Origin of the sequence: Acetanaerobacterium sp. MSJ-12, from assembly GCF_018917875.1 — a bacterium.
Lineage (GTDB): Bacteria > Bacillota > Clostridia > Oscillospirales > Ruminococcaceae > Bittarella > Bittarella massiliensis.
Genome location: NZ_JAHLPK010000002.1, coordinates 251949 through 275325, shown reverse-complemented (window position 1 = coordinate 275325; position 23377 = coordinate 251949). Strand labels below are relative to the sequence as shown.

At 64.1% G+C, this 23377-nt stretch carries 17 protein-coding genes; 6 read left to right on the top strand and 11 right to left on the bottom strand.

Translation table 11 applies throughout. The annotated features are described in order from the left end of the window. The first annotated feature begins 248 nt into the window (after positions 1-248). The 3 genes from secA (at position 249) to KQI11_RS03240 (ending at position 6093) form a co-directional block, all read left to right on the top strand. Entirely contained in the window at positions 249-2984 is a 2736-nt protein-coding gene (gene secA / locus KQI11_RS03250; protein ID WP_185915803.1) for a preprotein translocase subunit SecA, read from the top strand. Between the two features lie 234 nt (positions 2985-3218). Further along, complete coding sequence (locus KQI11_RS03245) at positions 3219-5825, top strand: heavy metal translocating P-type ATPase (protein WP_216401074.1); 2607 nt, start codon at positions 3219-3221, stop codon at positions 5823-5825. A 4-nt stretch (positions 5826-5829) separates the two neighbouring features. After that, positions 5830-6093, top strand: a complete 264-nt coding sequence (locus tag KQI11_RS03240; RefSeq protein ID WP_185915805.1) for a metal-sensing transcriptional repressor — start codon at positions 5830-5832, stop codon at positions 6091-6093. A gap of 67 nt (positions 6094-6160) precedes the next feature. On the opposite strand, the gene KQI11_RS03235 is transcribed toward KQI11_RS03240, so the two are convergent. From KQI11_RS03235 to trhA, 4 genes are all read right to left on the bottom strand, one after another. After that, positions 6161-7498, bottom strand: a complete 1338-nt coding sequence (locus KQI11_RS03235; protein ID WP_216401073.1) for an amidohydrolase family protein — start codon at positions 7496-7498, stop codon at positions 6161-6163. Between the two features lie 103 nt (positions 7499-7601). Beyond that, the gene (locus KQI11_RS03230; protein WP_216401072.1) at positions 7602-8294 is read right to left on the bottom strand and encodes an L-2-amino-thiazoline-4-carboxylic acid hydrolase; all 693 of its coding nucleotides are present in this window, start codon (positions 8292-8294) and stop codon (positions 7602-7604) included. Between the two features lie 123 nt (positions 8295-8417). Next, positions 8418-9245 carry an undecaprenyl-diphosphate phosphatase gene (locus KQI11_RS03225; protein WP_216401071.1) on the bottom strand — a complete coding sequence of 276 codons (828 nt, stop codon included), beginning with the start codon at positions 9243-9245 and terminating at the stop codon, positions 8418-8420. Positions 9246-9470: 225 nt separating this feature from the next. Beyond that, entirely contained in the window at positions 9471-10124 is a 654-nt protein-coding gene (gene trhA, locus KQI11_RS03220; protein ID WP_216401070.1) for a PAQR family membrane homeostasis protein TrhA, read from the bottom strand. A gap of 144 nt (positions 10125-10268) precedes the next feature. Between trhA and KQI11_RS03215 the strand changes: the two genes are divergently transcribed. Together KQI11_RS03215 and KQI11_RS03210 are read left to right on the top strand one after the other, a co-directional pair. After that, positions 10269-10814 carry a DUF1836 domain-containing protein gene (locus KQI11_RS03215; protein ID WP_216401069.1) on the top strand — a complete coding sequence of 182 codons (546 nt, stop codon included), beginning with the start codon at positions 10269-10271 and terminating at the stop codon, positions 10812-10814. Continuing rightward, on the top strand, positions 10811-11428 hold the full coding sequence (locus KQI11_RS03210) for an HD domain-containing protein (protein WP_256136048.1): 618 nt from the start codon (positions 10811-10813) through the stop codon (positions 11426-11428). Before KQI11_RS03215 ends, KQI11_RS03210 begins: the two co-directional genes overlap by 4 nt. Positions 11429-11499: 71 nt before the next feature. On the opposite strand, the gene KQI11_RS03205 is transcribed toward KQI11_RS03210, so the two are convergent. From KQI11_RS03205 to KQI11_RS03190, 4 genes are all read right to left on the bottom strand, one after another. Further along, on the bottom strand, positions 11500-12846 hold the full coding sequence (locus KQI11_RS03205; protein ID WP_021660259.1) for an amidohydrolase family protein: 1347 nt from the start codon (positions 12844-12846) through the stop codon (positions 11500-11502). A 755-nt stretch (positions 12847-13601) separates the two neighbouring features. Further along, positions 13602-16472 (bottom strand): competence/damage-inducible protein A, encoded by a 2871-nt coding sequence (locus tag KQI11_RS03200; RefSeq protein ID WP_216401068.1) that lies wholly within the window; start codon positions 16470-16472, stop codon positions 13602-13604. A 33-nt stretch (positions 16473-16505) separates the two neighbouring features. Continuing rightward, complete coding sequence (gene thiI, locus KQI11_RS03195; RefSeq protein ID WP_216401067.1) at positions 16506-17678, bottom strand: tRNA uracil 4-sulfurtransferase ThiI; 1173 nt, start codon at positions 17676-17678, stop codon at positions 16506-16508. 3 nt (positions 17679-17681) lie between these two features. Next, positions 17682-18827, bottom strand: a complete 1146-nt coding sequence (locus tag KQI11_RS03190) for a cysteine desulfurase family protein (protein WP_216401066.1) — start codon at positions 18825-18827, stop codon at positions 17682-17684. 266 nt (positions 18828-19093) lie between these two features. On the opposite strand from KQI11_RS03190, the gene KQI11_RS03185 reads away from it, so the two are divergent. After that, positions 19094-19489: a DUF2127 domain-containing protein gene (locus KQI11_RS03185; protein WP_216401065.1), complete on the top strand. Its 396-nt coding sequence runs from the start codon at positions 19094-19096 to the stop codon at positions 19487-19489. Between the two features lie 153 nt (positions 19490-19642). Here KQI11_RS03185 and hflX read toward each other — a convergent pair whose 3' ends face one another. Genes hflX through alr form a run of 3 tightly spaced genes read right to left on the bottom strand, consistent with a single transcriptional unit; the run spans position 19643 to position 23345 of the window. Further along, the gene (gene hflX, locus KQI11_RS03180; RefSeq protein ID WP_073261201.1) at positions 19643-20908 is read right to left on the bottom strand and encodes a GTPase HflX; all 1266 of its coding nucleotides are present in this window, start codon (positions 20906-20908) and stop codon (positions 19643-19645) included. A gap of 31 nt (positions 20909-20939) precedes the next feature. Beyond that, positions 20940-22133, bottom strand: a complete 1194-nt coding sequence (locus tag KQI11_RS03175) for a M20 metallopeptidase family protein (RefSeq protein ID WP_216401064.1) — start codon at positions 22131-22133, stop codon at positions 20940-20942. A 51-nt stretch (positions 22134-22184) separates the two neighbouring features. After that, on the bottom strand, positions 22185-23345 hold the full coding sequence (gene alr / locus KQI11_RS03170) for an alanine racemase (RefSeq protein ID WP_353653899.1): 1161 nt from the start codon (positions 23343-23345) through the stop codon (positions 22185-22187). Positions 23346-23377: the final 32 nt, after the last annotated feature.

Below are 23377 nucleotides of genomic sequence, written 5' to 3'. Positions count from 1 at the left end.
GTCCGGCCACGGCAAACTCCTCTGCCCCCAATGGAGCGCCCCATTTCCCCGCGCGGTCCGGCTGCCCGCAACAGAAATCGCGGGCAAACCCGGTAGGGGCAGAACTTCCCCCCTCCCGGACAGGGGAAGTTCTGCCTGCCGCGTTGACTTTGCCGGCGTGGCCCCTTATAATATAGGTTGGTTTATTGTCTAACGTCGAATTGCAAAACGGCCCGTCACACCAGGGCTGTATCTTTTGAGGTGATGAAATGGGATTAAAGGATTTGCTGTTTGGCTCTTACAGCAAAAAGGAGCTCAAGCGCATTGACCCCATCGCGCAGCAGGTCTACGCGCTGGAGGACGAGTACAGGAAAAAGACCGACGAAGAACTGCGCCAGACCACCGTCTCCCTGCGGGAGAAGCTGGCGGGCGGCGCCACTCTGGACGACATCCTCCCCGACGCCTTCGCCGCCTGCCGCGAGGCGGGCGACCGGGTGCTGGGGATGCGCCACTTCCCGGTGCAGGTGGTGGGCGGCATCGTCCTCCACCAGGGCCGCATCGCCGAGATGAAGACCGGTGAGGGAAAGACCCTGGTGGCCACCCTCCCCGCCTATCTCAACGCCCTCTCGGGCAAGGGGGTGCACATCGTCACTGTCAACGACTACCTGGCCAAGCGCGACAGCGAGTGGATGGGCAAGATCTACCGCTTCCTCGGGCTCTCGGTGGGGCTGATCGTCAACGGGATGGACAACGAGGCCCGGCGCCGCGCCTACAACTGCGACATCACCTACGGCACCAACAACGAGCTGGGGTTTGACTACCTGCGCGACAACATGGTCATCTACAAGGAGAACAAGGTGCAGCGGGGCTTCAACTTCGCCATTGTCGACGAGGTGGACTCCATCCTCATCGACGAGGCCCGCACCCCCCTCATCATCTCCGGCCAGGGCGACAAGTCCACCGACCTCTACCAGACTGCCGACAAGTTCGCCCGCACCCTCAAGGTCACCAAGGTGACCGAGCTCAACGCCAAAGAGGACAACGACGAGCTGGAGGGCGACTACATCGTCGACGAGAAGGCCAAGACCGCCACCCTCACCAAGGCCGGCATCAAAAAGGCCGAGGCCTATTTTGGCCTCGAAAACCTCAACGACGCCGACAACATGACCATCGCCCACCACATCAACCAGGCCATCCGCGCCCACGGCATCATGGTGCGGGACGTGGACTACGTGGTCAAGGACGGCGAGGTCATCATCGTCGACGAGTTCACCGGCCGACTGATGATCGGCCGCCGCTTCAACGAGGGGCTGCACCAGGCCATCGAGGCCAAAGAGGGCGTCAAGGTGATGCGGGAGTCCAAGACCCTGGCCACCATCACCTTCCAGAACTTCTTCCGCCTCTACCAAAAGCTCTCGGGCATGACCGGTACCGCCATGACCGAGCAAAACGAGTTCAACGAGATCTATAAGCTGGACGTCATCGAGATCCCCACCAACAAGCCCAACGTCCGCAAGGACCACGACGACCAGGTCTACAAGACCGAGCAGGCCAAATTCAACGCCGTCATCGACCAGGTGGTGGAGAGCCACGCCAAGGGCCAGCCGGTGCTGGTGGGCACCATCTCCATCGAAAAGTCGGAGCTGCTCAGCAAGATGCTCAAACACCGGGGGGTCCCCCACCAGGTCCTCAACGCCAAATACCACGAAAAAGAGGCCCAAATCGTGGCCCAGGCCGGCAAGAAGGGCGCCGTCACCATCGCCACCAACATGGCCGGCCGCGGCACCGACATCATCCTCGGCGGCAACGCCGAGATGATGGCCAAGGACGAGATGCGCAAAAAGGGCTACTACGAGGAGCTGCTGGTGGAGGCCACTGGCTATTCCGACACCGACGACGAAGAGATCATCGAGTGCCGCAAGACCTTTGCCGAGCTGGAGCAGAAGTACAAAGAGCAGATCGCCGCCGAGGCCGAAGAGGTCAAGGCCGCGGGCGGGCTCTTCATCATCGGCACCGAGCGCCACGAGTCCCGCCGCATCGACAACCAGCTGCGGGGCCGCGCCGGCCGCCAGGGCGACCCGGGCGAGACCATCTTCTACATGTCGCTGGAAGACGACCTGATGCGCCTCTTCGGCGGCGAGCGGGTCCAGGCGCTGATGAACTCCCTCGGCCTCGAGGAGGATCAGCCCATCGAGACCAAAATGTTGACCAACGCCATCGAGAGCGCCCAGCGCAAGGTGGAGGGGCGCAACTTCGGCATCCGCAAAAACGTCCTCCAGTACGACGACGTGATGAACAAGCAGCGCGAGATCATCTACGCCCAGCGGGACAAGGTCCTCAACGGCGAGGACCTGAAGCAGTACGTCCTCACCATGCTCGAGGAGGGGATCAAGGACGTGGTCTCCACCTACCTGGCCGCCGACAGCGACCCGGCCGACTGGAACCTCAAGGGCCTCAAAGACCACTACCTGGGCTGGATCACCGGGGAGGACGACCTGGACTACACCCCCGAGGAGCTGGCGGGCCTGACCCCCGAGGACGTCGCCGCTCAACTCATCGAGAAGGCCAAGAACATCTACTTCGAGAAGGAAGAGAAGTACGGCTCCCCCATCATGCGGGAACTGGAGCGGGTGGTCCTGCTGCGGGTGGTGGACACCAAGTGGATGGACCACATCGACGCCATGGACGAGCTGAAAAAGGGCATCTACCTGCGCTCCTACGCCCAGAAAGACCCGGTGGTGGAGTACAAGATCGAGGGCTTTGACATGTTCGACGCCATGGTCGAATCCATCAAGGAGGACACCGTCAAGATGCTCCTCACCGTGCAGATCAAGACCCAGGAGGAGCCCAAGCGCGAGGCGGTGATGAAGCCCGCCACCAACCAGTCCGGCGACGGCTCGGCCGCCAAGGAGCCGGTGCGCAAAAAGAAGATCGGCCGCAACGACCCCTGCCCCTGCGGCAGCGGCAAAAAGTACAAAAAGTGCTGTGGCCGGTTTGAAAACTAGCCCTATACGCTGACAAAGCGGGTCCGCCCCTTCGGGCGGGCCCGCTTTTTGCGCCTTTTTCCCCGCCCGGCCCCATTCCCCGCATAGCGGGGCCCCAAACGGCCGAACCTCTTAGAGAAAAAGTGCAGAACAAAACTACACCAAATCGGTTGACATTTGCCCGGTGAAGGTGTATGCTGGGCTTGGAAATTGACACCCCCCCGGGGGTGGGGTACCATAGAAAGGAAGACTGCCATGAAACAGAAATTCGATGTCACCGGCATGACCTGCTCGGCCTGCTCGGCCCACGTGGAGAAGAGCGTCGCCAAGGTGGAGGGGGTCTCCGCGGTGGCAGTCAACCTGCTGGCCAACAGCATGGTGGTGGAGTACGACGAAAAACAGATCGGCCCCGACACCATCTCCAAGGCGGTGGCCGACGCCGGCTATGGCGCCTTCCCCGCCGCGAGCAACGGCCGCTCGGCCAAGGCCGCCGCCGGCAAGTCGGCGGTGGACCGGGCGCAGGAGGAGATGCGCGCCATGAAGCGCCGGCTCATCGTCTCCTTTGCCTTTATGATCCCCCTCTTCTACCTCTCCATGGGCCACATGATGGGCTGGCCCCTGCCGGGCATCTTTCTGGGCAACGAAAACGCCATCACCTTTGCCTTTACCCAACTGCTGCTCTCCCTGCCCATCGTCTGGGTCAACCAGCACTACTTCACAAACGGCTTCAAGACCCTCTTTCGCCGCTCCCCCAACATGGACTCCCTGATCGCCATCGGCTCGACGGCGGCCATCGTCTACGGCATCTTCGCCATCTACAAGATCGGCTGGGGGCTGGGCCACGGCGACATGCACCTGGTGCACCAGTACTCCATGGACCTCTACTTTGAGACCTCGGGGATGATCCTGGCCCTCATCACCCTGGGCAAGTTCCTGGAGGCCCGCTCCAAGGGGAAGACCAGCCAGGCCATCACCAAGCTGATGGACCTGGCCCCCAAGACCGCCCTGGTCATCCGCGACGGGGAGGAGCGGGAGATCCCGGTGGAGGAGGTGCAGATCGGCGACCTGATCGCCGTCAAGCCCGGCGCCTCCATCCCGGTGGACGGGGTAGTGGAATCCGGCGCCACCGCCGTGGACGAGAGCGCCCTCACCGGCGAGTCGATCCCGGTGGAGAAGGGCCCCGGCGACAAGGTGACCGGCGCCTCGGTCAACAAGACCGGCGCCTTTACCTTCCGCGCCATCAAGGTGGGCGACGACACCGCCCTGGCCCAGATCATCCACCTGGTGGAGGAGGCCAGCGCCTCCAAGGCCCCCATCTCCAAGCTGGCCGACAAGGTCAGCGGAGTCTTTGTGCCGGTGGTCATCGGCATCGCCCTGCTGGCCACCGCCGTCTGGCTGCTCACCGGCCACACCTTTGAGTACGCCATGTCCATTGGCATCGCCGTGCTGGTCATCTCCTGCCCCTGTGCCCTGGGGCTGGCCACCCCTACCGCCATCATGGTGGGCACCGGCAAGGGGGCGGAAAACGGCATTCTCATCAAGTCGGCCGAGGCGCTGGAGACGGCCCACTCCATCGACACGGTGGTGCTCGACAAGACCGGCACCGTCACCGAGGGCAAGCCCCAGGTGACCGACATCCTCCCCGCCGCCGGCATCTCCGAGAGGGAGCTGTTGCAGTTGGCCGCCTCGATGGAAAAGCCCTCGGAGCACCCGCTGGCCGACGCCATCGTGCAGCGGGCCGCCGAGGAGGAGTTGGAGCTCACCCCCGCCGAGCGGTTTGAAGCGGTCTCCGGCCGGGGGCTGCGGGCCACCCTGGGGGGGGAGAGCTGCCTGGCGGGCAACCGGGCGATGATGGCCGAAGCCGGGGTGGACGACAGCGCCCTGGCCGAGGCCGGCGAGGCCCTGGCCGAAGACGGCAAGACCCCCCTCTACTTTGCCAAAGCAGGGAAGCTGCTGGGGGCCATCGCCGTGGCCGACGTCATCAAACCCACCAGCGCCGCCGCCGTCTCGGAACTGCGGCAGATGGGGGTGGACGTGGTGATGCTCACCGGGGACAACCGCAAGACCGCCGCCGCCATGGGGCGGCAGGTGGGGGTCTCCCAGGTGATCGCCGAGGTGCTGCCCCAGGACAAGGAGGCCCAGGTGCGCGCCCTGCAGGAGCAGGGGCGGAAGGTCGCCATGGTGGGCGACGGCATCAACGACGCCCCCGCCCTGGCCCGGGCCGACGTGGGGGTCGCCATCGGCGCCGGCACCGACGTGGCCATTGAATCGGCCGACATCGTGCTGATGCGCAGCGACCTGCTGGACGTGGTGGGGGCCATTCAGCTCTCCAAGGCCACCCTGAAAAACATCAAGGAGAACCTCTTCTGGGCGCTGATCTACAACTCCATCGGCATCCCCCTGGCGGCGGGGCTCTTCATCCCCCTGCTGGGGTGGAAACTCAACCCCATGTTCGGCGCCTTCGCCATGAGCCTCTCCTCGGTCTGCGTGGTGACCAACGCCCTGCGGCTGCGGTTCTTTAAGCCCAAATACCACGGCGATGTGCACGATGCGCAGCCCGCCGCCCCCGCTGCGAAAGCTCTGCCGGCCCAGCCGGCGGCTGACGATAAAGCCCCTGAAACGACCACAAACACGAGACAGACAGGAGGAAACACCGTGAAAAAAGAGATGCTGGTAGAGGGAATGAGCTGCGGACACTGCTCCGCCCGGGTGGAAAAGGCCCTGAACGCCATCGACGGGGTCACCGCCACCGTTGACCTGGACAAAAAGACCGCCTTCATCGAGCTGGCCAAAGAGGTGCCCGACAGCGCCCTGAAGGCCGCCGTGGAGGACGCCGGCTACGAAGTCGTCGAAATCCGCTAGGGCGATGAAGGCCGACAAAGCGCCCGTCACCCGGCTGCTGAAAACCGCCCGCGGACAGTTGGACGGGATCCTCAAGATGGTGGAGGAGGACCGGTACTGCCTGGACATCTCCAACCAGATCCTGGCCACCGAATCCATCCTCAAAAAGGTCAACCGGGAAATCGTCCACGCCCACATGCAGAGCTGCGTCAAGGGCGCGGTGGGCGGCCCCGACGCCGGGGAAAAGGTGGAGGAGCTGATGACCCTCTTTGACAAGCTGGCGAAGTGATTGCCCACAGAGAAAGGGCCCAGGGAGAACGCGTTCTCCCTGGGCCCTTTTTTCTTCTTTTGGCCGGTTAGATCCCCGCCCGGACGGAGATGTCCACCATCCGCTTCTTTGCCTCGGCGAGGATCTTCTCCTCGTCCAGGGTGAGGACCTGGCGGTCCTTCATCACCAGTTTGCCGTCGATGATGGAGTCGTTGACATCGCCGGCGGTGACCGCCTCCACCAGGGTGCTGACCAGGTTGTGGGTGGGGAGGATGTGGGGCTGCTCGATGTCGATGAGGATGACGTCGGCCTTCTTGCCCGCCTCCAGGCTGCCCAGGTCGTCCCCCTGCAACAGGGCGTTGGCCCCGCCCTGGGTGGCCATCTTCACCAGCTCCTCGACCCGGATGACCACCGGGTCGAAGATGGGCAGGCCCCAGTAGGCGATGATGCCGTTGCGCATCACCTTCATCTCGTCAAAGAGGCTCAGGCTGGAGGAGCAGGCGCCGTCGCTGCCCATCCCCACCGAGCCGCCGCACTCGAGGATGCGGGGGGTTTTGGGGAAGCCGTGGTTGGAGAGGTTGGCCCGGGGGCAGTGGACGATCTTGACCCCCTTCTCCACCAGCAGGGTGATGTCCCCCTCGGAGAGGACCACGTTGTGGGCGGTGAGGAAGTTCTCCCCCACCATCCCCATCTCGTCCAGGAAGGCGGCGGGGCGCTTCTGGTAGTTTTTCAGGCAGAAGCTGACTTCGTCCTTGTGCTCGCAGAGGTGGGCGTGCACCCCGGTGCCCAGCTCCTTGGCCCGGGCCGCGGTCTGGCGGATGAGTTCGGGCGAGCAGGACATGACCTGCCGCATAGCAAACCAGATGCGCACCCGGTCGTCCCCGGCACCGTTGTAGCCGGCAAAGAGCTTCTCGCCCTTCTCCATGGCACTCTGGGTGGTGTCCTTCATGCTGTCGGGGATGACCCCCTCCTGGTCCATGGTGGAGCGGGCGATGGCCGCCCGCATCCCCGATTCCAGGACCGCCTGGACCACCCGGTCCATGTGCACTCCGCCCGAATCGGCAAAGGAGGTAGTGCCCGACTTGATCATCTCCAAACAGGCCAGCTGGGCCGACCAGTAGACGTCGTCCGGGGTGAGGTTTGACTCAAAGGGGACCAAGAATCGGGTCCAGATCATGGGGTACTCGTCGGTGGCGCGGGCCCGCAACAGCTGTTGGCAGGTGTGGGTGTGGGCGTCCACCAGGCCGGGCATGGCCAGCTTGCCCTTGCCGGACACCAGCTGCGCGGGCTGGTATTTGGCCGCCATCTCGGCGGTGGGGCCAATCTCGGCGATCCGCTGGCCGACAATGGCGATGGCGCGGTCGTGCTCCACCCGGTAGTCGGGGGTCAGCAGTTCAGCTCCGGTGATCAGGATGTCGCAGTGCATGAAATTCCTCCTTCTTATCCCCGGGCGGTCTCCCGCCCGGACAGACGGCCTCCCCCCGCTTGGGGCGGGCCGCACTTCCCACAAATGGCTCTTCCTCTCCCCGCTAGATGGCCTCGAAATCGGCCTGGGCGGCAGCTTTCACCGCATCGGCCGCCGGCTGACCATACCGGCCGGCGAAGGCCGCCAGGGCCCCCTGGCAGATGGCTTCGCTCTCGCCCGGCAGCAGCTGGGCAAAGGTCTCCCCCATGGCGTGCAGCAGGTGGGCGGTGTGGTAGAGGAAGTCCCGCTGGTTCTTCTCCCCCATGGCCGCCTTTTTGGCCGCAAAGGCAGCGGCGCTCTCCCCGTCGAAGGAGGCGCCGTTCCAGACAAAGTGGCAGCGCTCCGCCCCGGCGGAGAGGGTGCTGTGGATGTCCAGCACCAGGTCGGGGTTGAAGCCCTCCACCAGGCTCTTGTCCACGTCGAGGCAGTAGAGCTTGCCGTATTCCAGCAGCCCCAGCTCCTGCCAGCAGGCGCACCAGCCACAGGTGAGGCAGGCGGTGGCGTAGGGGGCAAGGCCCAGCAGCTCCTGCCGGTTTTTGCCCTCTCTGTCGGCCCACTCGCCGTAGAGCAGGTAGCTGGTCATGTTCAGGGGCTCCCCGTCCCGCTGGGCGCGGCGGGCCATCCGCCGGCCGCGCTGGCGGCCGTACCGGCGAACCCCTTCCCGCACCGCCTCTTCCCCCGCGGCGCCGCAGCGCTGCAGGGCCTCGCGGGCCAGGTAGGCAAACAGGGCGGCGTGATGTTCGATTTGAAATTCCACGGCAAACTCCCCTTTTCATCTGTTCTCACAAACCCAGTGTAGCGGATTGCCGCCGGTTTCGCAAGGCCGTCCCCCGCCCTTTGGGCGACAAAAAAAGAGCGGTTTCCCGCCCTTTTTTCAGCACTATTTGGCAAACAAGAGGAAATAGGCCAGCACCACTGCGCCCAGAGCGATGCGGTACCACCCAAAGACCTTGAAGTCGTGTTTCTTGACGTAGTTCATCAAAAAGCCCACCGAGAGCATGGAGACCACAAAGGCCACCAGAGAGCCCACCACCAGAATGGCCACCTCCATCCCGGTGAAGGAGAAGCCGAACTTCACCAGCTTGAGGAGGCTGGCCCCCGCCATGGCGGGGATGGCCATGAAGAAGGAGAACTCGGCGGCCACCGGGCGGGCACAGCCCACCACCAGCACCGCCCCCAGGATGGTGGCGCCGGAGCGGGAGGTGCCGGGGATCAGCGCCAGCACCTGAAAGCAGCCCATGATGAAGGCGTGCTTGTAGGTGAGCTGCCCGAGGTTCCTCACCCGGGGCTGGTAGCGGCGGTTGCGGTTTTCCATCCAGATGAAGAGGACGCCGTAGAGGATGAGGGTGATGGAGACGGTGATATAGTTGTAAAAGAGGGCGTCGATCTGGTCGTTGAAGGGCAGGCCCACGATCAGGGCGGGGATGCTGGCCACCAGCACCTTGAACCAGAGCTGGAAGGTGTCCTTCTTGACGTGGGGCTGGCCCTTTTTGAAGGAGAAGGGCCAGAGCTTATTCCAGAACAGCACCACGATGGAGAGGATGGCCCCCAGCTGGATGACCACCAGGAACATCTCCTTGAACGCCGGCGTGATGTCCATATGGATGAACTCATCCGCCAGTATCATGTGGCCGGTGCTGGAGACCGGCAGCCACTCGGTCAGTCCCTCGATGATCCCCAAGATGATTGCTTTTAAAATGTCCCACATGGCAGGTGATCCCTCTCTTCGGTCGGTATTTTTGCCGGCTGGCCGCCGGCGCAATGCAAGTCTTAGTATACACCCTTTTGCCCCGCTGCGGGTGACAATTTTGCAAGAATCAGAAAAACTTCAGATTTTCCCCTCCCCCATCCCTATGGCGGCAGGGCGGGCAGTTATGCCGATGCAAAGGGCGCGCCCCCGGAAAATCCGGGGGCGCGCCGGGAACGATGATCGCTAAAAGACCACGTAGAACAAAACCGCCATGAAGTGGAAAAAGGTGCCCAGCAGCACAAAGATGTGAAAGAGCTCGTGATGGCCGAATTGGGGGCTGGGGTTGGGCCGCTTGAGGGCGTACATCACCGCCCCCACCGTGTAGCAGACCCCGCCGATGGCCAGCAGGGCGATCATCCCCCCGCCCATCCGAGAAAAGATGGAGAGGTCGAAGAGGATGGACCAGCCCATGACCAAATAGACCAGGGCGGACACCCAGTTGGGGGCGGTGATCCAGACCAGCTTGACGGCGATCCCCGCCAAGGCCACCCCCCAGAGGATGCCGATAAAGAGGGCCGCCCGCTCAAAGGGCTGAAAGCGGAAAAAGATGGGGGTGTAGGTGCCGGCAATGAGGACGTAGATCATCGAGTGGTCGAGCTTGCGCAGCCGTCGCACCCGCACCGGGTCGCCGTTGGAGTAGTGATAGACGGTGGAGGCGGTGTAGAGGGCCAGCATGGAGAGACAGAACACCAGCGCCGGCAGGGCGTAGCGCAGGGGGGTGCGGTTGACCAGCGCCCCCACGGCGATGAGGATCGACCCCAGTCCGGCCAGGGCAATGCCGATAAAGTGGGTGTAGCTGTCCACCGGGTCCCGCGCTCTGCTGAAAAAAGATGGCATTGTATGGTTTCCTTTTTATAATATAGTTTTAAATACTACTTTATATGTATTTAATATACCATGTATCCTATGCCGATACAAGTCGAGATATTGCTTTTTGCCCCCTGCTGTTGTAAACTAATTGTGACAAAATGAGTCTGTGAGGTGATATTGGTGCCCGCTGTCGAAGAGCTGTACCGCAAGCTGACAAACACCGGGGAACTGACCCTGGAGGAACTCCCCGACCTGGACCTCTACATGGACCAGGTGCTGACCCTCTTCTCCCGCCAGGGGGAGGAGCCCCTGCTGACCAAGACCATGATCAACAACTACCGCAAGGAAAACATCATCCGCCCCCTGGACGGGAAACGCTACACCAAAAACCACATCGTGCAGATGCTGCTCATCTACCACCTGAAGGGGATCCTCTCCATCGGGGAGATCGCCCAGGTGATGGAGGAGTGCTATGTCTCCCCCGGCTACGACAACGCCCTCACCCGGGTCTACCGCGAGTTTTTGGAGCAAAAGCCCCTGCTGGACGAAGCGGTGAAGGACTGCTTTGACCAGTTCCTGCCGGAGAGCGCCCTCTCCGACAGCACCGACCTGCTGGCGGCCCTGCTGGGGCTCTCCCGGGTGGCGCAGTACGCCGACAAAATGGCCAAGGCGCTGGTCGAGGCCCATTTCGGGCCGGAAAAGGGGGTGGAGAGATGAGCGGCGAAGCGATTTCTCCCCGCCAGATCCTGGACTACCTCTCCCTGGGGGAGAAGCTCAAGTGCGCCACCCGCCACTGCTTCACCACCAGCGGCCGGCAGGAGAGCGTGGCCGAGCACAGCTTTCAGCTGGGGCTCCTCTGCATGCTGCTCTGGGACAGTTGCCCCGGGGTGGAGATGGAGCGGGTGCTGCAGATGTGCATCCTCCACGACATGGGGGAGGCCTTTACCGGCGACATCCCCACCTTCCTCAAGACCGACGGCCAGCGGGCGGTGGAGGACGGCGCCGTGGACGCCATGGTGGACGCCCTGCCCCCCGCCCTGGGGGCGCGCTGGCGGGAACTCTACCGGGAGATGGAGCAGCAGTGCACCCCCGAGAGCCGCCTCTACAAAGGATTGGACAAAATCGAGGCCCTCATTCAGCACAACTTCTCGGACATCTCCACTTGGATCCCCCTGGAATACCAGCTCAACCTGCACTACGCCGATAAGGAGTGCGCCCCCTTCCCCGCCCTCACGGCCCTGCGGGAACTGGTGCGGGAGGAGACGGTGGCGAAGATCGAGGCCGAAAAGGCCCTGGACCCCGGCATCGTCCGCCCGGTGTACGAGCGCTGATTTCGGACGCCCCGACAAAAAAAGAGCGGGCGCACCCTTTGTGGGTGCGCCCGCTCTTTTTCAAAGGCCAATCAGTGGTTCCAGTCGGCGTTCTTGCTGGCCAGGTGGGCCTGGTAGATCTCGTTGGCGATCTTCTGCCCGTTGGCGAGGATCTCCTTCTCCTCGGCGGTCTTGAGGAGGTGATCCCGCACCGTCCAGCGGCCGGCGATCATCACGTCGCAGACGTCGTGCCGGTTGGCGTTGTAGACCAGGGTGGCCACCGGGTCGTCGAACATGGGGGTCAGGTTGGGGCTCTGCAGGTCGATGAGGATGATGTCGGCCTGTTTGCCCGCCTCCAGCGAGCCGATCTTGTCGTCGAGGCCCAGGGCCTCCGCCGGCTCGATGGTGGACTTGCGCAGCGCCTTTTTGGCGTTCATGTCGTGCACCGTGCAGCCGGCCATCCGGTCCATGGAGATGGCGGCGCGCATGTTGGTCCAGCAGTCCTGGGTGACCCAGTCGGTGCCCAGGATCAGGCGGACGCCCTCGTCAAACATCCGCTTGACCGGGGGCACGTGGCCCCGCTTGCCCAGCATCTCGGCGCAGTGGAGCATGGGGGTGCGGCTCTCGGCCAGCATCTTCACGTCGTCGTCGCTGATGTAGATGCAGTGGGCGCCCATCAGGTGCTCACCCAGCAGGCCGCTCTCCTTGAGGTAGCCCAGGCAGCTGAAGCCGTAGGTCTCCTGCACGTACTTCGCCTCGCGGGGGGACTGGGAGATGTGGGTGTGAAAGCCCACCCCGTACTTCTCGCCCAGCTCGACGATCTGTTTGGCCAGCTCCAGCGAGACGGTGTCGGTGGCGTGGGGGCCGAAGCGGCAGGTGATGCGGCCGTCGTCCTTGCCGTTCCAGTCCTCGATCAGGCGGATGTTCTGCTCGACAAAGTCCTGCCCCATCTTGGGGTAGCGGGTGTAGTCGTCGTAGCGCAGGGCGGCAATGTCCACGTCGACGATGTTCTGGCTGACCACCGCCCGCATGCCGATGTCGTAAAAGGCCTGGGTGACCCGGTCCATGTAGTGGTAGATGTCGTTGGTGCAGGTGATGCCCGCCTTCATCTGCTCCACCGCGCCCAGAAGGGAGAGGTGGTAGGTGGTCTCGGGCGTCAGCTGGCCCTCCATGGGGAGGGAGAGGCCGTAAAAGCCGTTTTCCGGGTCCTCGGTGAGGGCCTTGAAGAGGCTGCCCGCCACGTGGGAGTGGGCGTCCACAATGCCGGGGAGAACGGCCTTGCCGGCTGCGTCGACCACGCAGTCGGCCTCGCCCTGGTAGTCCCCCGCGCCGATCTCGGTGATCTTGTTGCCCTCGATGACCAGGTAGCCCTTGTCTAGCACCCGGTCATCCCTGTCCACGGTGATGATCATGCCGTTTTGGATGACGGTTTTGCCCATTGAATAAAATCCCCCTTCTTGTCGTTTGCTGTCTCGATCCTGTACCAGTATCGCACAAAACGCGCCCCCTTTCAAGAGAGGGGGGCGCGTTTATACATCTGCCACAAAAGGGCGGATTTGTTTATGGACAGAGCGCTGAAAGGGCGGGGCGGCCCCCTCCGCCCGCTCCGGAGAAAGCCCTCTCTCGAGTGAGCGCAAAACCCGTCTGTCCGGCAATGTCGGTACCGGCCGCAGCGGCGCACCAGTTGCAAAGCCCCTTTGCGGCCGGGCACTCCACCCGTTTGCCCGGGAACTATGGCCGGGACAGACGCAAACTTCTCTCCCCCCCTCACAGCGGGCCGAGATGTAAGACGGCCCGGGCAGCCAACCGCCACAAACCAGCTGCACCCTTACAAGGAGCAGCTGCCCCTCCACCGGCCATATGATTTTGCAGAGCGGAGGTGACGGCGAGGCATCTCCCACAAACCGGCTGTGCCCCCCACGGGAGGCAGCCGCCCCTCGCCCGGTGTCCCAACAGATTCACAGAAGTAGACTGGAGGACAGAAAGGCATCCCCCCACCCAGCCCTTGTTCAAGCCCTTCTCCCCTTTTCAGTACACCCTTCCCTCCTCCCAGCGCATCTCTTTTCCCACTCAGTGCACTCCCCTCCTACAGGGGAAGTGGAGGGGCGGCAAAGGCCCCAGGGCCGAATCGGCAGAAAAAAGGCCGGACAGGCATCCCCGCCTGTCCGGCCTTTGCGGCATTCATTTGACTGGGTCAGTACTGCAGCGCCCGCTGGTAGTGGCTGTTGAGCTTGGCGGCGTAGCCGGAGTCGGCCGCCCAGGTGCCGGCCAGGTTCTCCCACAGCGGGGCCTTGCCCTTGGGGGAAATGTACTTGTACCGCGGGTCGACGCAGGCCTGGTTGAGGGGGGCGGCGGAGCCGTATCCCTTCAGGTGCTGAATGTTGGCCCGCGCCCCGATGCGGGGGCTGTCAAAGGAGAGGCCGGGCGCGCCGCCCCCGGTGGCCCCCAGGCCGCCGTAGTTGTTCTGGGTCCACTGCACGTCGCCGGTGAAGCGGAAGAACCCCGTCTCGTGGATGGCCTGGCAGAAGGCAATGTCCCCCCGCACCCCCTCGGCCCGCCCCTCGCTCAAAAAGTAGCTGGCCAGCTCTTTGACCGAGCAGTTGAGCTGGGGGGAGGGGTTGTTTGCCAGCACGTAGGCGGCCAGCTGGTCGGCGGTGAGGGAGCTCTCGCCCATGATGCTCAGGCCGTAGATGCTCTGGGGGATCTGCTCTTCCGGCTCCGCCTCGGGCTGGGAAGTGCTGGAAGACGAAGAGCTGCCGCCCCCGGAGGAGGCGCTGGAGGAACTGCCGTCCACCGGGACGGTGGGCTCGGAGGAGGTGCTCCCCTGTCCGCCGGAATGGGCGGGGGAACTGGAGCTGCCGCCGGGGGTGGGTTTGCTCACCTGGGTCTGGGTCAGGTGGGAGAGGTCGGTGTTCAAATCCACCGAGGCCAGGTCCCCGTTTTTGTAGAGTTTGGGCTGCACCGGGCTGGGGTTTTTCTGGGCCTGCTCCACGTCCACCGTGGCCTCCTCCCCCTCTCTGACCTTGCGGCCCACCAGCACCAGCCGCTGGCCGTCGTAGTCGTAGAGGCAGGTGGAGAGGGTGACCAGGGTATCGCCGTACTGGGCGTCCACCGGGGTCTCGATCAGGGAGCGGCTGGTGATCTCCCCCACAAACTCGTCAAAGCCCTCCTCGGTGAGGAAGCTCAGGGAGTTGTAGTAGTCAAACACCTCGCCCTGGCTGGGTTCGGTGTTGGCGGTGAAGATGGCCAGCACCTTGTACTGGGACTTCTCGTAGACGGTGTCCATCTCAAAGACCGGGTTGGCCTTGTAGAACTCCAGATCCCGGAACTTGGTCAGGTCGCCGAACATCTGGCTGTCCTTCATGTTGTGGCCGTAGATGACCAGGTTTTCGGCGGGGTTTTGCAGGTCGTTGCGGTAGTCGAAAAAGAGGGTGCCGTACTTGGAGTACTCCTTGAAGAAGTCGTTTTTCAGGTAGAAGCTGTTGTCGGTGGTCTGGACGATGGGGTAGTCGATCTGGGTGTTGGGGATTTTGATCCAGCCCGCCACCTCCCTGTTTTTCAGGTAGAGGGCCTTGTAGTCGTCGAGATACCCCTCGGGCAGCTCCACATCCACGTCTGCGCCGGAGGTGTAGAGGTCGGTGAGCTCGCTGTTTTTGTTCTTGTTCTGCCACCCCTCGTAGAGGTACTGCCCCACCAGGGTCAGCGAGCCGATAAAGACGCAGAGGGCCAGGTAAAAGGCCAGCACCCGCACCCCATCCAGGGCCCGCACCGCCCGGTCGCCCCGGGTGTAGCTGGCGATTTTGTAGGAGGTGTAGGCCGACAGGTCCAGCCCCAGGGCCAGGCGGCGCACCAGATCGAGGGCGTGCATGCAGGCCAGGTGGCGGATCTTCTCGCGGGAGGTGTTGCCGTTTTTCAATTCCAGCTTGCGCACGTAGAGCTGTTTGCCAAAGGCGGCGGCTATGTAGACGGTGCCCACCGGGTTGCCCCGGTCGTCGCTGTCGGGGCCGGCCACCCCGGTGATCCCCACCCCGATGTCGCTGTGCCCCCGCCGGCGGGCCCCCAGGGCCATCCGGCAGGCCACCTGTTCGCTGACCGCCCCGTACTTTTTGAAGTAGCTGCGGCGGATGCCCAGGGTGTTTTGCTTGGCAAAGTCGGCATAGGTGGCGGCGCCAAAGCCAAAGACCGCCGAGGCGCCGGGGATTTCAGTGATCCGCTGGCTCATGAGGCCGCCGGTGCAGGACTCGGCGGTGGCCAGGGTGAGCTTTTTCTCCTTGAGGGCGGCCACCACCGCCTCCTGCATGCTCTCCACGTCCTGGCCGTAGACCGCGTCGCCCAGGCGGGTCTTCATCTCCTCCACCACCCCGGCGCAGAGGGACTTCGCCTCCGCTTCGCTGGCGGCCTTGGCGGTGATGCGCACCTCCACCTCGCCCTCCTTGGCGTAGACGGCGGCGGTGGGGTTTTGCCCCTGCAACAGGTCGTCGATCTTGGTCTCCAAGAGGGACTCGCCGATGCCGAACTCCCGCAGGGTGGTGGACCAGATGGTGCAGCCGGTGACCGACTGCAGGTAGGGGACCACCCACTCCTCCACCATCGGCTCAAACTCCGAGGGGGGGCCGGGCAGCATCACGATGTACTGGTTGCCCTTGTGGATGGCGCAGCCCGGGGCCGAGCCGTGGTGGTTTTCAAAGATCTCCGCCCCCTTGGGGACCAGGGCCTGTTTGACGTTGTTCTCGGTCATATGGGCGCAGAGGTGGGCGTAGTACTCCTTGATCTTGTCCAGGGAGGGCTGGTGGATCTCCATCTCCAGCCCCAGGGCGCTGCAGATGGTCTCCTTGGTGAGGTCGTCTTTGGTGGGGCCCAGTCCGCCGATGAAGAGGATCAACTCGCTGCGGGAGAGGGCCTGTTTGAGCGCCTCCAGCAGCCGGGCGCCGTTGTCCCCCACCACGCTCTGGTAGTACATGTCGATGCCCAGCTTGGCCAGCTGGCGGGAGAGGTAGCGGGCATTGGTGTTGACGATGTCGCCCAGCAGCAGCTCGGTGCCGACGCAGATGATTTCCGCTTTCACGTGTGGTTTCCCCCTTTTTCTCTCTCGGTGTCCCTACCGCAGGATGGCCACCAGTTTTTCGGTGCCGGAGATGGCCTCCTCGATGAGGGGCTCCAAGTCCAGCTTCTCCTCTTCCCGGACGATCTGTTCCAGCACCGGCCGGGTCTTGGGGTGCCGGGGGGTAAAGACGGTGCAGCAGTCCTCATAAGGGAGGATGGAGGTCTCGAAGGTGTCGATCTTGCGGGCGATGTCCACGATCTCCAACTTGTCCATCCCGATGAGGGGGCGCAGGACCGGCAGTTCGCTGGCCGCGTCGGTGCAGCCGATGGCCTGCATGGTCTGGCTGGCCACCTGGGCCAGGCTCTCCCCGGTGATGATGGCCCCGCAGCCCCGGGCCTTTGCCACCCGGTTGGCCACCATCATCATCACCCGCCGCATGATGACGGTGAAGTACTCCTCCTTGCAGCCGCGCTTGATCTCCTCCTGAATGCGGGTGAAGGGGACCACGTGCACCTCGAAGGTGTTGCAGTACTCGGTCATCTTGTCGGCCAGGGTCAGCACCTTCAGCTTGGCCCGCTCGCTGGTGTAGGGGGGGCTCTCGAAGTGGATGCAGCACAGCTGCACCCCCCGCTTGGCCATCATGTAGCCGGCCACCGGGGAGTCGATGCCGCCCGAGAGCATCAGCATCCCCATCCCCGAGGAGCCCACCGGCATCCCCCCGGCAGCCTTGTGGGCCACCCCGTGAACATAGGCGCCGAAGTCGCGCACCTCCACCACCACCCGGTACTCGGGGTCGTGCAGGTCCACCGACAGGTTGTCAAAGCGCTCCAGCAGCAGGCCGCCGATCTCCTCGCAGATCTGGGGGGTCTTGAGGGGGAAGGTCTTGTCCGAGCGCTTGGCCTCCACCTTGAAGGTGGAGACCAGGGGCAGGCTGTCGGCCAGGTATTCCAGCGCCACCCGGGCGATGTCCCCCATCTCCTTTTGGGCGACGGCGGCCCGGGTGATGGTGGAGATGCCGAAGACATGGCTCAGCCGCTCCTCCACCAGGTCCAGGTCGCACTCCTCCAGCGGCTCCACCACGATGGTGGACTGGGCGGCCCGGGTCTCAAAGCGCCCCAGCAGCCGCAGCCGGTGGCGGACGTTTTTCAGGAGGACCGATTCAAAGCTCTGCTTGTTGAGGCCCTTGAGGGCGATCTCCCCGTACTTTAACAAAATGATCTCTTTCAAACCCTATCTTCTCCCAACCAGGCTCTGCCGGGCCGCTTCGAGCCCGGCGCAGAGCGCGTCGATGTCTTCTTCTGTGTTCCCCGCATCCATGCTCACCCGCAGGGCGCTGTCCCCCCGGGGACCCGAGAGGCCGATGCTCGCCAGCACATGGCTGGGGCCGCCCTTGGCGCAGGCCGACCCGCTGGACACATAGACCCCCCGCTCGGCCAGGAAGTGCAGCAGGGTCTCGCTGCGAAAGCCCGGCACCGAGAGGTTGACGATGTAGGGTAGGGCGTCCTGCGGGGAGTTGATCTGCACCCCGCCGTCCGCCGCGGCCCAGGCCAGCAGCCGGTCCCGCAGGGCGGTGACCCGCTCCATATTCCGGGGGCGGTCCTTCGCACAGCGCTTTGCCGCCAGGGCCAGGGCGGCGGCAAAGGCCACGTTCTCGGTCCCCGGGCGCAGCCCCCGCTGCTGTTTGCCGCCCCGCACCAGGGGGGGCAGGTGCACCCCCTTTTTGACGTAGAGGGCGCCCACCCCTTTGGGGGCGTGGATCTTGTGGCCGGTGAAGGTGAAGAGGTCCACCCCCCAGGCCTTTAGGTTGATGGGCAGCTTGCCGAAGGCCTGCACCCCGTCGCAGTGGACCAGGGCCTTGGGGGCCTTCTTTTTGATGGCGGCGGTCAGGGCCTGGATGGGCAGGACGGTGCCGATCTCGTTGTTGACCGCCATCAGGCTGACCAGGGCTGTGTTCTCGTCCACCCGCTCCAGCACGTCGGCCAGGCGGATGTGCCCCTCGCCGTCGGGGGCGACAAAGACCGCCTGGGCCCCCTGGCGCTCGGCCAGGTACTGCACCGGCTCCAGCACCGAAGAGTGCTCAAAGGCGGTGGTGATGACCCCGGTCGCCCGCCGGCGGCGGCTCTCGTACCCCGAGAGGATGGCCCAGTTGTTGGCCTCGGTGCCGCCGGAGGTGAAGTAGAGCTCCTCCGGCGCACAGTTCAGGATGTGGGCCAGATCGGCGGCGGCCGACTTCATGAGCAGCTCCGCCTCCAGCCCCTTGGAGTGGAGGGAGGAGGGGTTCCCATACCGCTCCACCAACACCTCCCGCACCAGGTCGGCCACCTCGGGCCAGACCTGGGTGGTGGCGCTGTTGTCCAAATAGTGTTCTCTCGGCACAGCCGCATCGCCCTCCTCACCAATTCCCTTTGCCGCCGCTCGCTGCCGGCAGCCGTCAGATGGTTTTAGTATACTCTATTTTCGCCGGTTTCGCAAACCCCGGCGGGCGGTCTCTCCCCTCTGCCGGCGGCTGCCAAAAAACGCCGCCCGGTCCGCCAAACCGCCTTGCGGGAAACGCTTTTGTGTGGTAGCATGAAAATAAAGCATTTGTGCGACCCCGGCACAAAGGGACGCCCGCAATCAGCAGCAAGGAGAAAAGAAATTCTATGAAAAAATATAAAATCGCATCGCTCCTCATGCTGATCCACGGGCTTTTTATGGAAATCGGGGGATGCCTCTCCCTGATCCCCATTCTTGTTCTGGGAAATGGCCAATGGGATATTAGCCAACCGTTCTCGTTTGTTGTCCCGTATTTCAAAGACAATATGCATTTGATGCTTGTCGCGGGGGCGCTTTACGGGGCGGTGAGGGTTATCGGCGCCGTCGGTTTGTGGAAAAACCGACTGTGGGGACTGGTTTTGTCAGTCATAAACTGCGTTGTCACAATGGCTCTGATGATGTTCATGTTGCCGGCGGGGATACTGGACGGGATTCTCGCTTGCAGCGCTTTGATTTTAATGTTGACACAGTATTTCGGGAACAAAAAAATCGTTGAAGAATAGGCTTCTCCCCGGCCGGGCCAACAGCGCTCGCCTTTCTCCGGACAACGACCCCTCCGGATGTGAGGGCGCAGGCCCCACCGGCGGATGATGACAGAGGGCCCGGCGCAGAGAGATCTCTCTGCGCCGGGCCCTCCTTTTTCGCACAGGCGGCCGCTACTCCCCCGCCCCTTCGCGCTGGTAGGGCGCAAAGAGGTAGAAGATCTCCTGCGGGCAGCTGCCCACCAGGTGGATGCCGTCGGCCAGGTACTCGCTCTGGCGAAGCTGCCCCTTTTCCCGCAGGGTGTTTTCCAACACCGCCTGGGAGAAGGGCAGCAGACAGTCCACCGGCAGGTAGTCGGCCAGCAGCAGCTCGGCGATCTTTTGCAGCAGGCCGTCCAGGTTGTAGCCGGTCCTGGCGCTGACAAAGACCGCCCCCTCCCGGCTGATGCCGGCCGGGAGAGATTCTATACATTTTGTGTTGTCGCACTTATTAAATACAGTTAGTATTGGCGTCTCGCCGATTTCCAGGCTCTCCAGCGTCTCGCGGGTGGTGGCCAACTGCAGTTCCAGGTTGTCCGCCTGCAGGTCGCAGACCTGCAAAATCAAGTCGGCGTAGGCGCTCTCCTTTAAGGTGGAGCGGAAGGCCTGCACCAGGTGGTGGGGCAGCCGGGAGACAAAGCCCACCGTGTCCACCAGCAGGGCGGTGGTCCCATCGGGGAGGGGCAGCTTGCGGGCGGTGGGATCCAGGGTGGCAAAGAGCTTGTTCTCCACCAGCACCTCGGCGCCGGTGAGGGCATTGAGAAGGGTGGACTTGCCCACGTTGGTATAGCCCACCAGGGCCACCGTCTTGATCCCGCTCTTCTGGCGGGTGCGGTGGGTGGTCTGGCGCTGGGCCTCGATTTGGCGCAGGTCCTGCTGCAGGTACTTGATCCGCCGCATGATGTGGCGGCGGTCGGTCTCCAGCTTGCTCTCACCGGGGCCGCGGGTGCCGATGCCGGCACCCAGCCGGCTCATGGCGACGCCGGCCCCCGCCAGCCGGGGCAGCCGGTAGCGCTGCTGGGCCAGCTCGACCTGCACCGCCCCCTCCCGGGTGCGGGCGTTGCGGGCGAAGATGTCCAAAATCAGCATGGTGCGGTCCACCGGGGCCAGCCCCGCCACCTGCTCGATGTTGCGAATTTGCATGGGGGACAGCTCGTCGTCAAAGAGGAGGACGTCGATCTCCTCGTCCTGGCAGAGCTGGGCGATCTCCCGCAGCTTGCCGGGGCCCACAAAGGTGGCGTTGTCGGGGGTGTCCTTCTTCTGCACCGCGGTGCAGATCACCTCGATGCCGGCGGTGTCGGCCAGCTGGGCCAGTTCGTGGAGGGACGCCTCCGCGTCGTAGGCGCCGGTGTCCAGGGCCACGGCCAGGGCGCGGGGGCGGGTTTCTTCGGTCTCGTACATGTGCTCTCCTTACTGTGGCAGTCGCCGCCGCCTAGCCCCGCAGAAAGTCGAGGGCGTAGCGGCTGGTGGCCTCGACCCCCATGAGCAGGCAGTCGGGGTCCACCTCAAAGCGGGGGTGGTGGTGGTCGGCGGTGTAGCCGGCCTCTTCGTTTTTGCAGCCCAAAAAGGCAAAGACCCCAGGGCAGTGGCGGGTGTAGATGGCAAAGGTCTCCGAGGCGTACCAGGGGTCGGTGTCCTGCAGGGCCTCGGCCCCCAACTGGTCGCTCAGGGCCCTGGTGGCCAGGGCCGAGCAGGCGGGGTCGGTCTCGGCGATGTTCTCGCCGAAGATGTAGCCAAAGCGCTCGACCTCGCAGCCAAAGACCTTGGCGGTGTCCTCGGTGACCTGCTTGATGATCTCCTGGCAGCGGCGGCCGGTCTCCACCTCAAAGTAGCGGATGCTGCCCCAGAACTCGCAGGTCTCGGGGATGATGTTGGGCTTGGTGCCCGACTGGATGATGCCGATGGACAGGGGCACCACCTTGGTCACGTCCCGCATGTTGACCCAGGCGCTCTGCAGGTTTTGCAGGATGGCGGAGGTGACGAAGATGGGGTTTTTGCAGAGGTCGGGGCGGGAGCTGTGTCCCCCCTTGCCGTGCACCTTGAAGGCAAACTGGCCAAAGCCCGCCATCCGCTGGCCGGGGGTGACGCTGATTTTGCCGGTCTCCAGCTTGGCGTAGACGTGGATGGCCCAGGCCCCGTCTAAGTGGATGTCGGAGAAGTAGGCCTCCATCTCGTCGCAGACGCCGCCGTTCTCCTCCGCCTCTTCAAAGACAATATAGAGTTTGCCCGACAGCTCCTCCTCCATTCCCTTGAGGACCCGGCAGGCCCCCAGCAGCATGGCGGTGTGGGCGTCGTGGCCGCAGGCGTGGCAGACGCCGGGATTTTCCGACACCGCCGCCTTGGGCCGGCGGTCGTTCTGGGGCTCCTCGTCCAGGGGCAGGGCGTCCATGTCGGCCCGCAGCAGCAGGGTCTTGCCCGGGCGGCCGGTGTCCCAAAAGGCGACGATGGAGTGCGTCCCCACCCGCTCCCAGGCAAAGCCCAGCCGCTCCAGCTCGGCCTGGACAAAGCGCGCGGTGCGCTCGGTCTTCATGCTCAACTCCGGGTGGCGGTGCAGGTCCAAAAAGGTCTCTTTGACAAAGGGAAGGTTCTCCTCGGCCAGGGTCTTGACAGCGGTTTTCAGCTCCATGAGCGGCCTCCTTTTATACGTTCCGTTGTATTTTAACTCGATTATACTTTTTTAGCAGATGTAGTCCAACACGTCGACCACCTGGCCCCCCCGCAGGTAGATGCGCTGGACCCGGCGGCCCAGGATGCAGGTCAGCTCGTAGGGGATGGTGCCGCAGGTCTCGGCCAATTGGGCGGCGGTGAGGCCGTCCTCCTCGGCGCCAAACAAAATGGCCTCGTCCCCCCGGCAGACGCCGGGGATGTGGGAGACGTCGACCATCATCTGGTCCATGCAGACCCGGCCCAACACCGGCGCGACCTGGCCGTGAAGGACCACCGACCCCTTGGAGGAGAGGGCCCGCTGGTAGCCGTCGGCGTACCCCACCGCCAGGGTGGCGATGCGGGTGGGCCGCTGGGTCTCATAGGTGTTGCCGTAGCTGACAAACTCCCCCGGGGCCACCGTCTTCACCAGGGTCACCACCGTTTTCAGGCGCATGGCCGGGCGCAGGGGGATGCGCTCGTTTTTGCAGGGGGCGATGCCGTAGAGGATGATGCCGGGGCGCACCATGTCCAGGTGGAACGCCGGCCAGTTGAGGGTGCCCGCCGAGTTGCAGCAATGGCGCAGGGGGAAGGTGATCCCCCGCCCTTCCAGGGCTTCGACCACCTCCATAAAGCGGCGGTACTGCAGCCGGGTGTGCTCCTCCGGGGCCGCCCCCTCCTCGTCCGCCACCGAAAAGTGGGTGAAGATCCCCTCCGCCCGCAGGTGGGGCAGGGTGGTGACCTGGGCGATCTCCTCCACCGCCTGGGGGCCAAAAAAGCCCAGGCGGCTCATCCCCGAATCCACCTTTACGTGGATGTCCAGCTGCTCCTCCCCGCCGGCCAGGGCCTGCTCCAACTCCCTGGCGTAGTCCAGGGAGAAGACCGTCTGGGCGATGCGGTGGCGCACCAGGTCGCCCACGCACTCCACCGGGGTGAAGCCCAAAATCAGGATGGGGCGGTGGATCCCCCCCTCCCGCAGGGAGATGGCCTCGGTCAGGGTGGAGACGGCGAACCAGTCGGCCCCCTGGGATTGCAGGGCGACGGCCGTCTCCGCGTCGCCGTGACCGTAGGCGTCGGCCTTGACCACCGCCATCAGCTTGGTCTGGGGCCCCAGTAGGGACCGGATGGCGCGGTAATTTTCTTCGATGGCATCCAGGTCGATTTCGGCCCAGGTGCGCTTGATCTGTCTCTTCACAGCATCTTCTCCCATCACACAGCCGTCTAGCA

Bases quoted from the DNA above. Each gene is read 5' to 3' on its own strand.
- KQI11_RS03205 (WP_021660259.1), bottom strand. From the start codon at position 12,846: ATGGGCAAAACCGTCATCCAAAACGGCATGATCATCACCGTGGACAGG.
- hflX (WP_073261201.1), bottom strand. From the start codon at position 20,908: ATGTACGAGACCGAAGAAACCCGCCCCCGCGCCCTGGCCGTGGCCCTG.
- KQI11_RS03245 (WP_216401074.1), top strand. From the start codon at position 3,219: ATGAAACAGAAATTCGATGTCACCGGCATGACCTGCTCGGCCTGCTCG.
- KQI11_RS03185 (WP_216401065.1), top strand. From the start codon at position 19,094: ATGAAAAAATATAAAATCGCATCGCTCCTCATGCTGATCCACGGGCTT.
- KQI11_RS03225 (WP_216401071.1), bottom strand. From the start codon at position 9,245: ATGTGGGACATTTTAAAAGCAATCATCTTGGGGATCATCGAGGGACTG.
- KQI11_RS03210 (WP_256136048.1), top strand. From the start codon at position 10,811: ATGAGCGGCGAAGCGATTTCTCCCCGCCAGATCCTGGACTACCTCTCC.
- KQI11_RS03175 (WP_216401064.1), bottom strand. From the start codon at position 22,133: ATGGAGCTGAAAACCGCTGTCAAGACCCTGGCCGAGGAGAACCTTCCC.
- trhA (WP_216401070.1), bottom strand. From the start codon at position 10,124: ATGCCATCTTTTTTCAGCAGAGCGCGGGACCCGGTGGACAGCTACACC.
- KQI11_RS03240 (WP_185915805.1), top strand. From the start codon at position 5,830: ATGAAGGCCGACAAAGCGCCCGTCACCCGGCTGCTGAAAACCGCCCGC.
- KQI11_RS03235 (WP_216401073.1), bottom strand. From the start codon at position 7,498: ATGCACTGCGACATCCTGATCACCGGAGCTGAACTGCTGACCCCCGAC.
- secA (WP_185915803.1), top strand. From the start codon at position 249: ATGGGATTAAAGGATTTGCTGTTTGGCTCTTACAGCAAAAAGGAGCTC.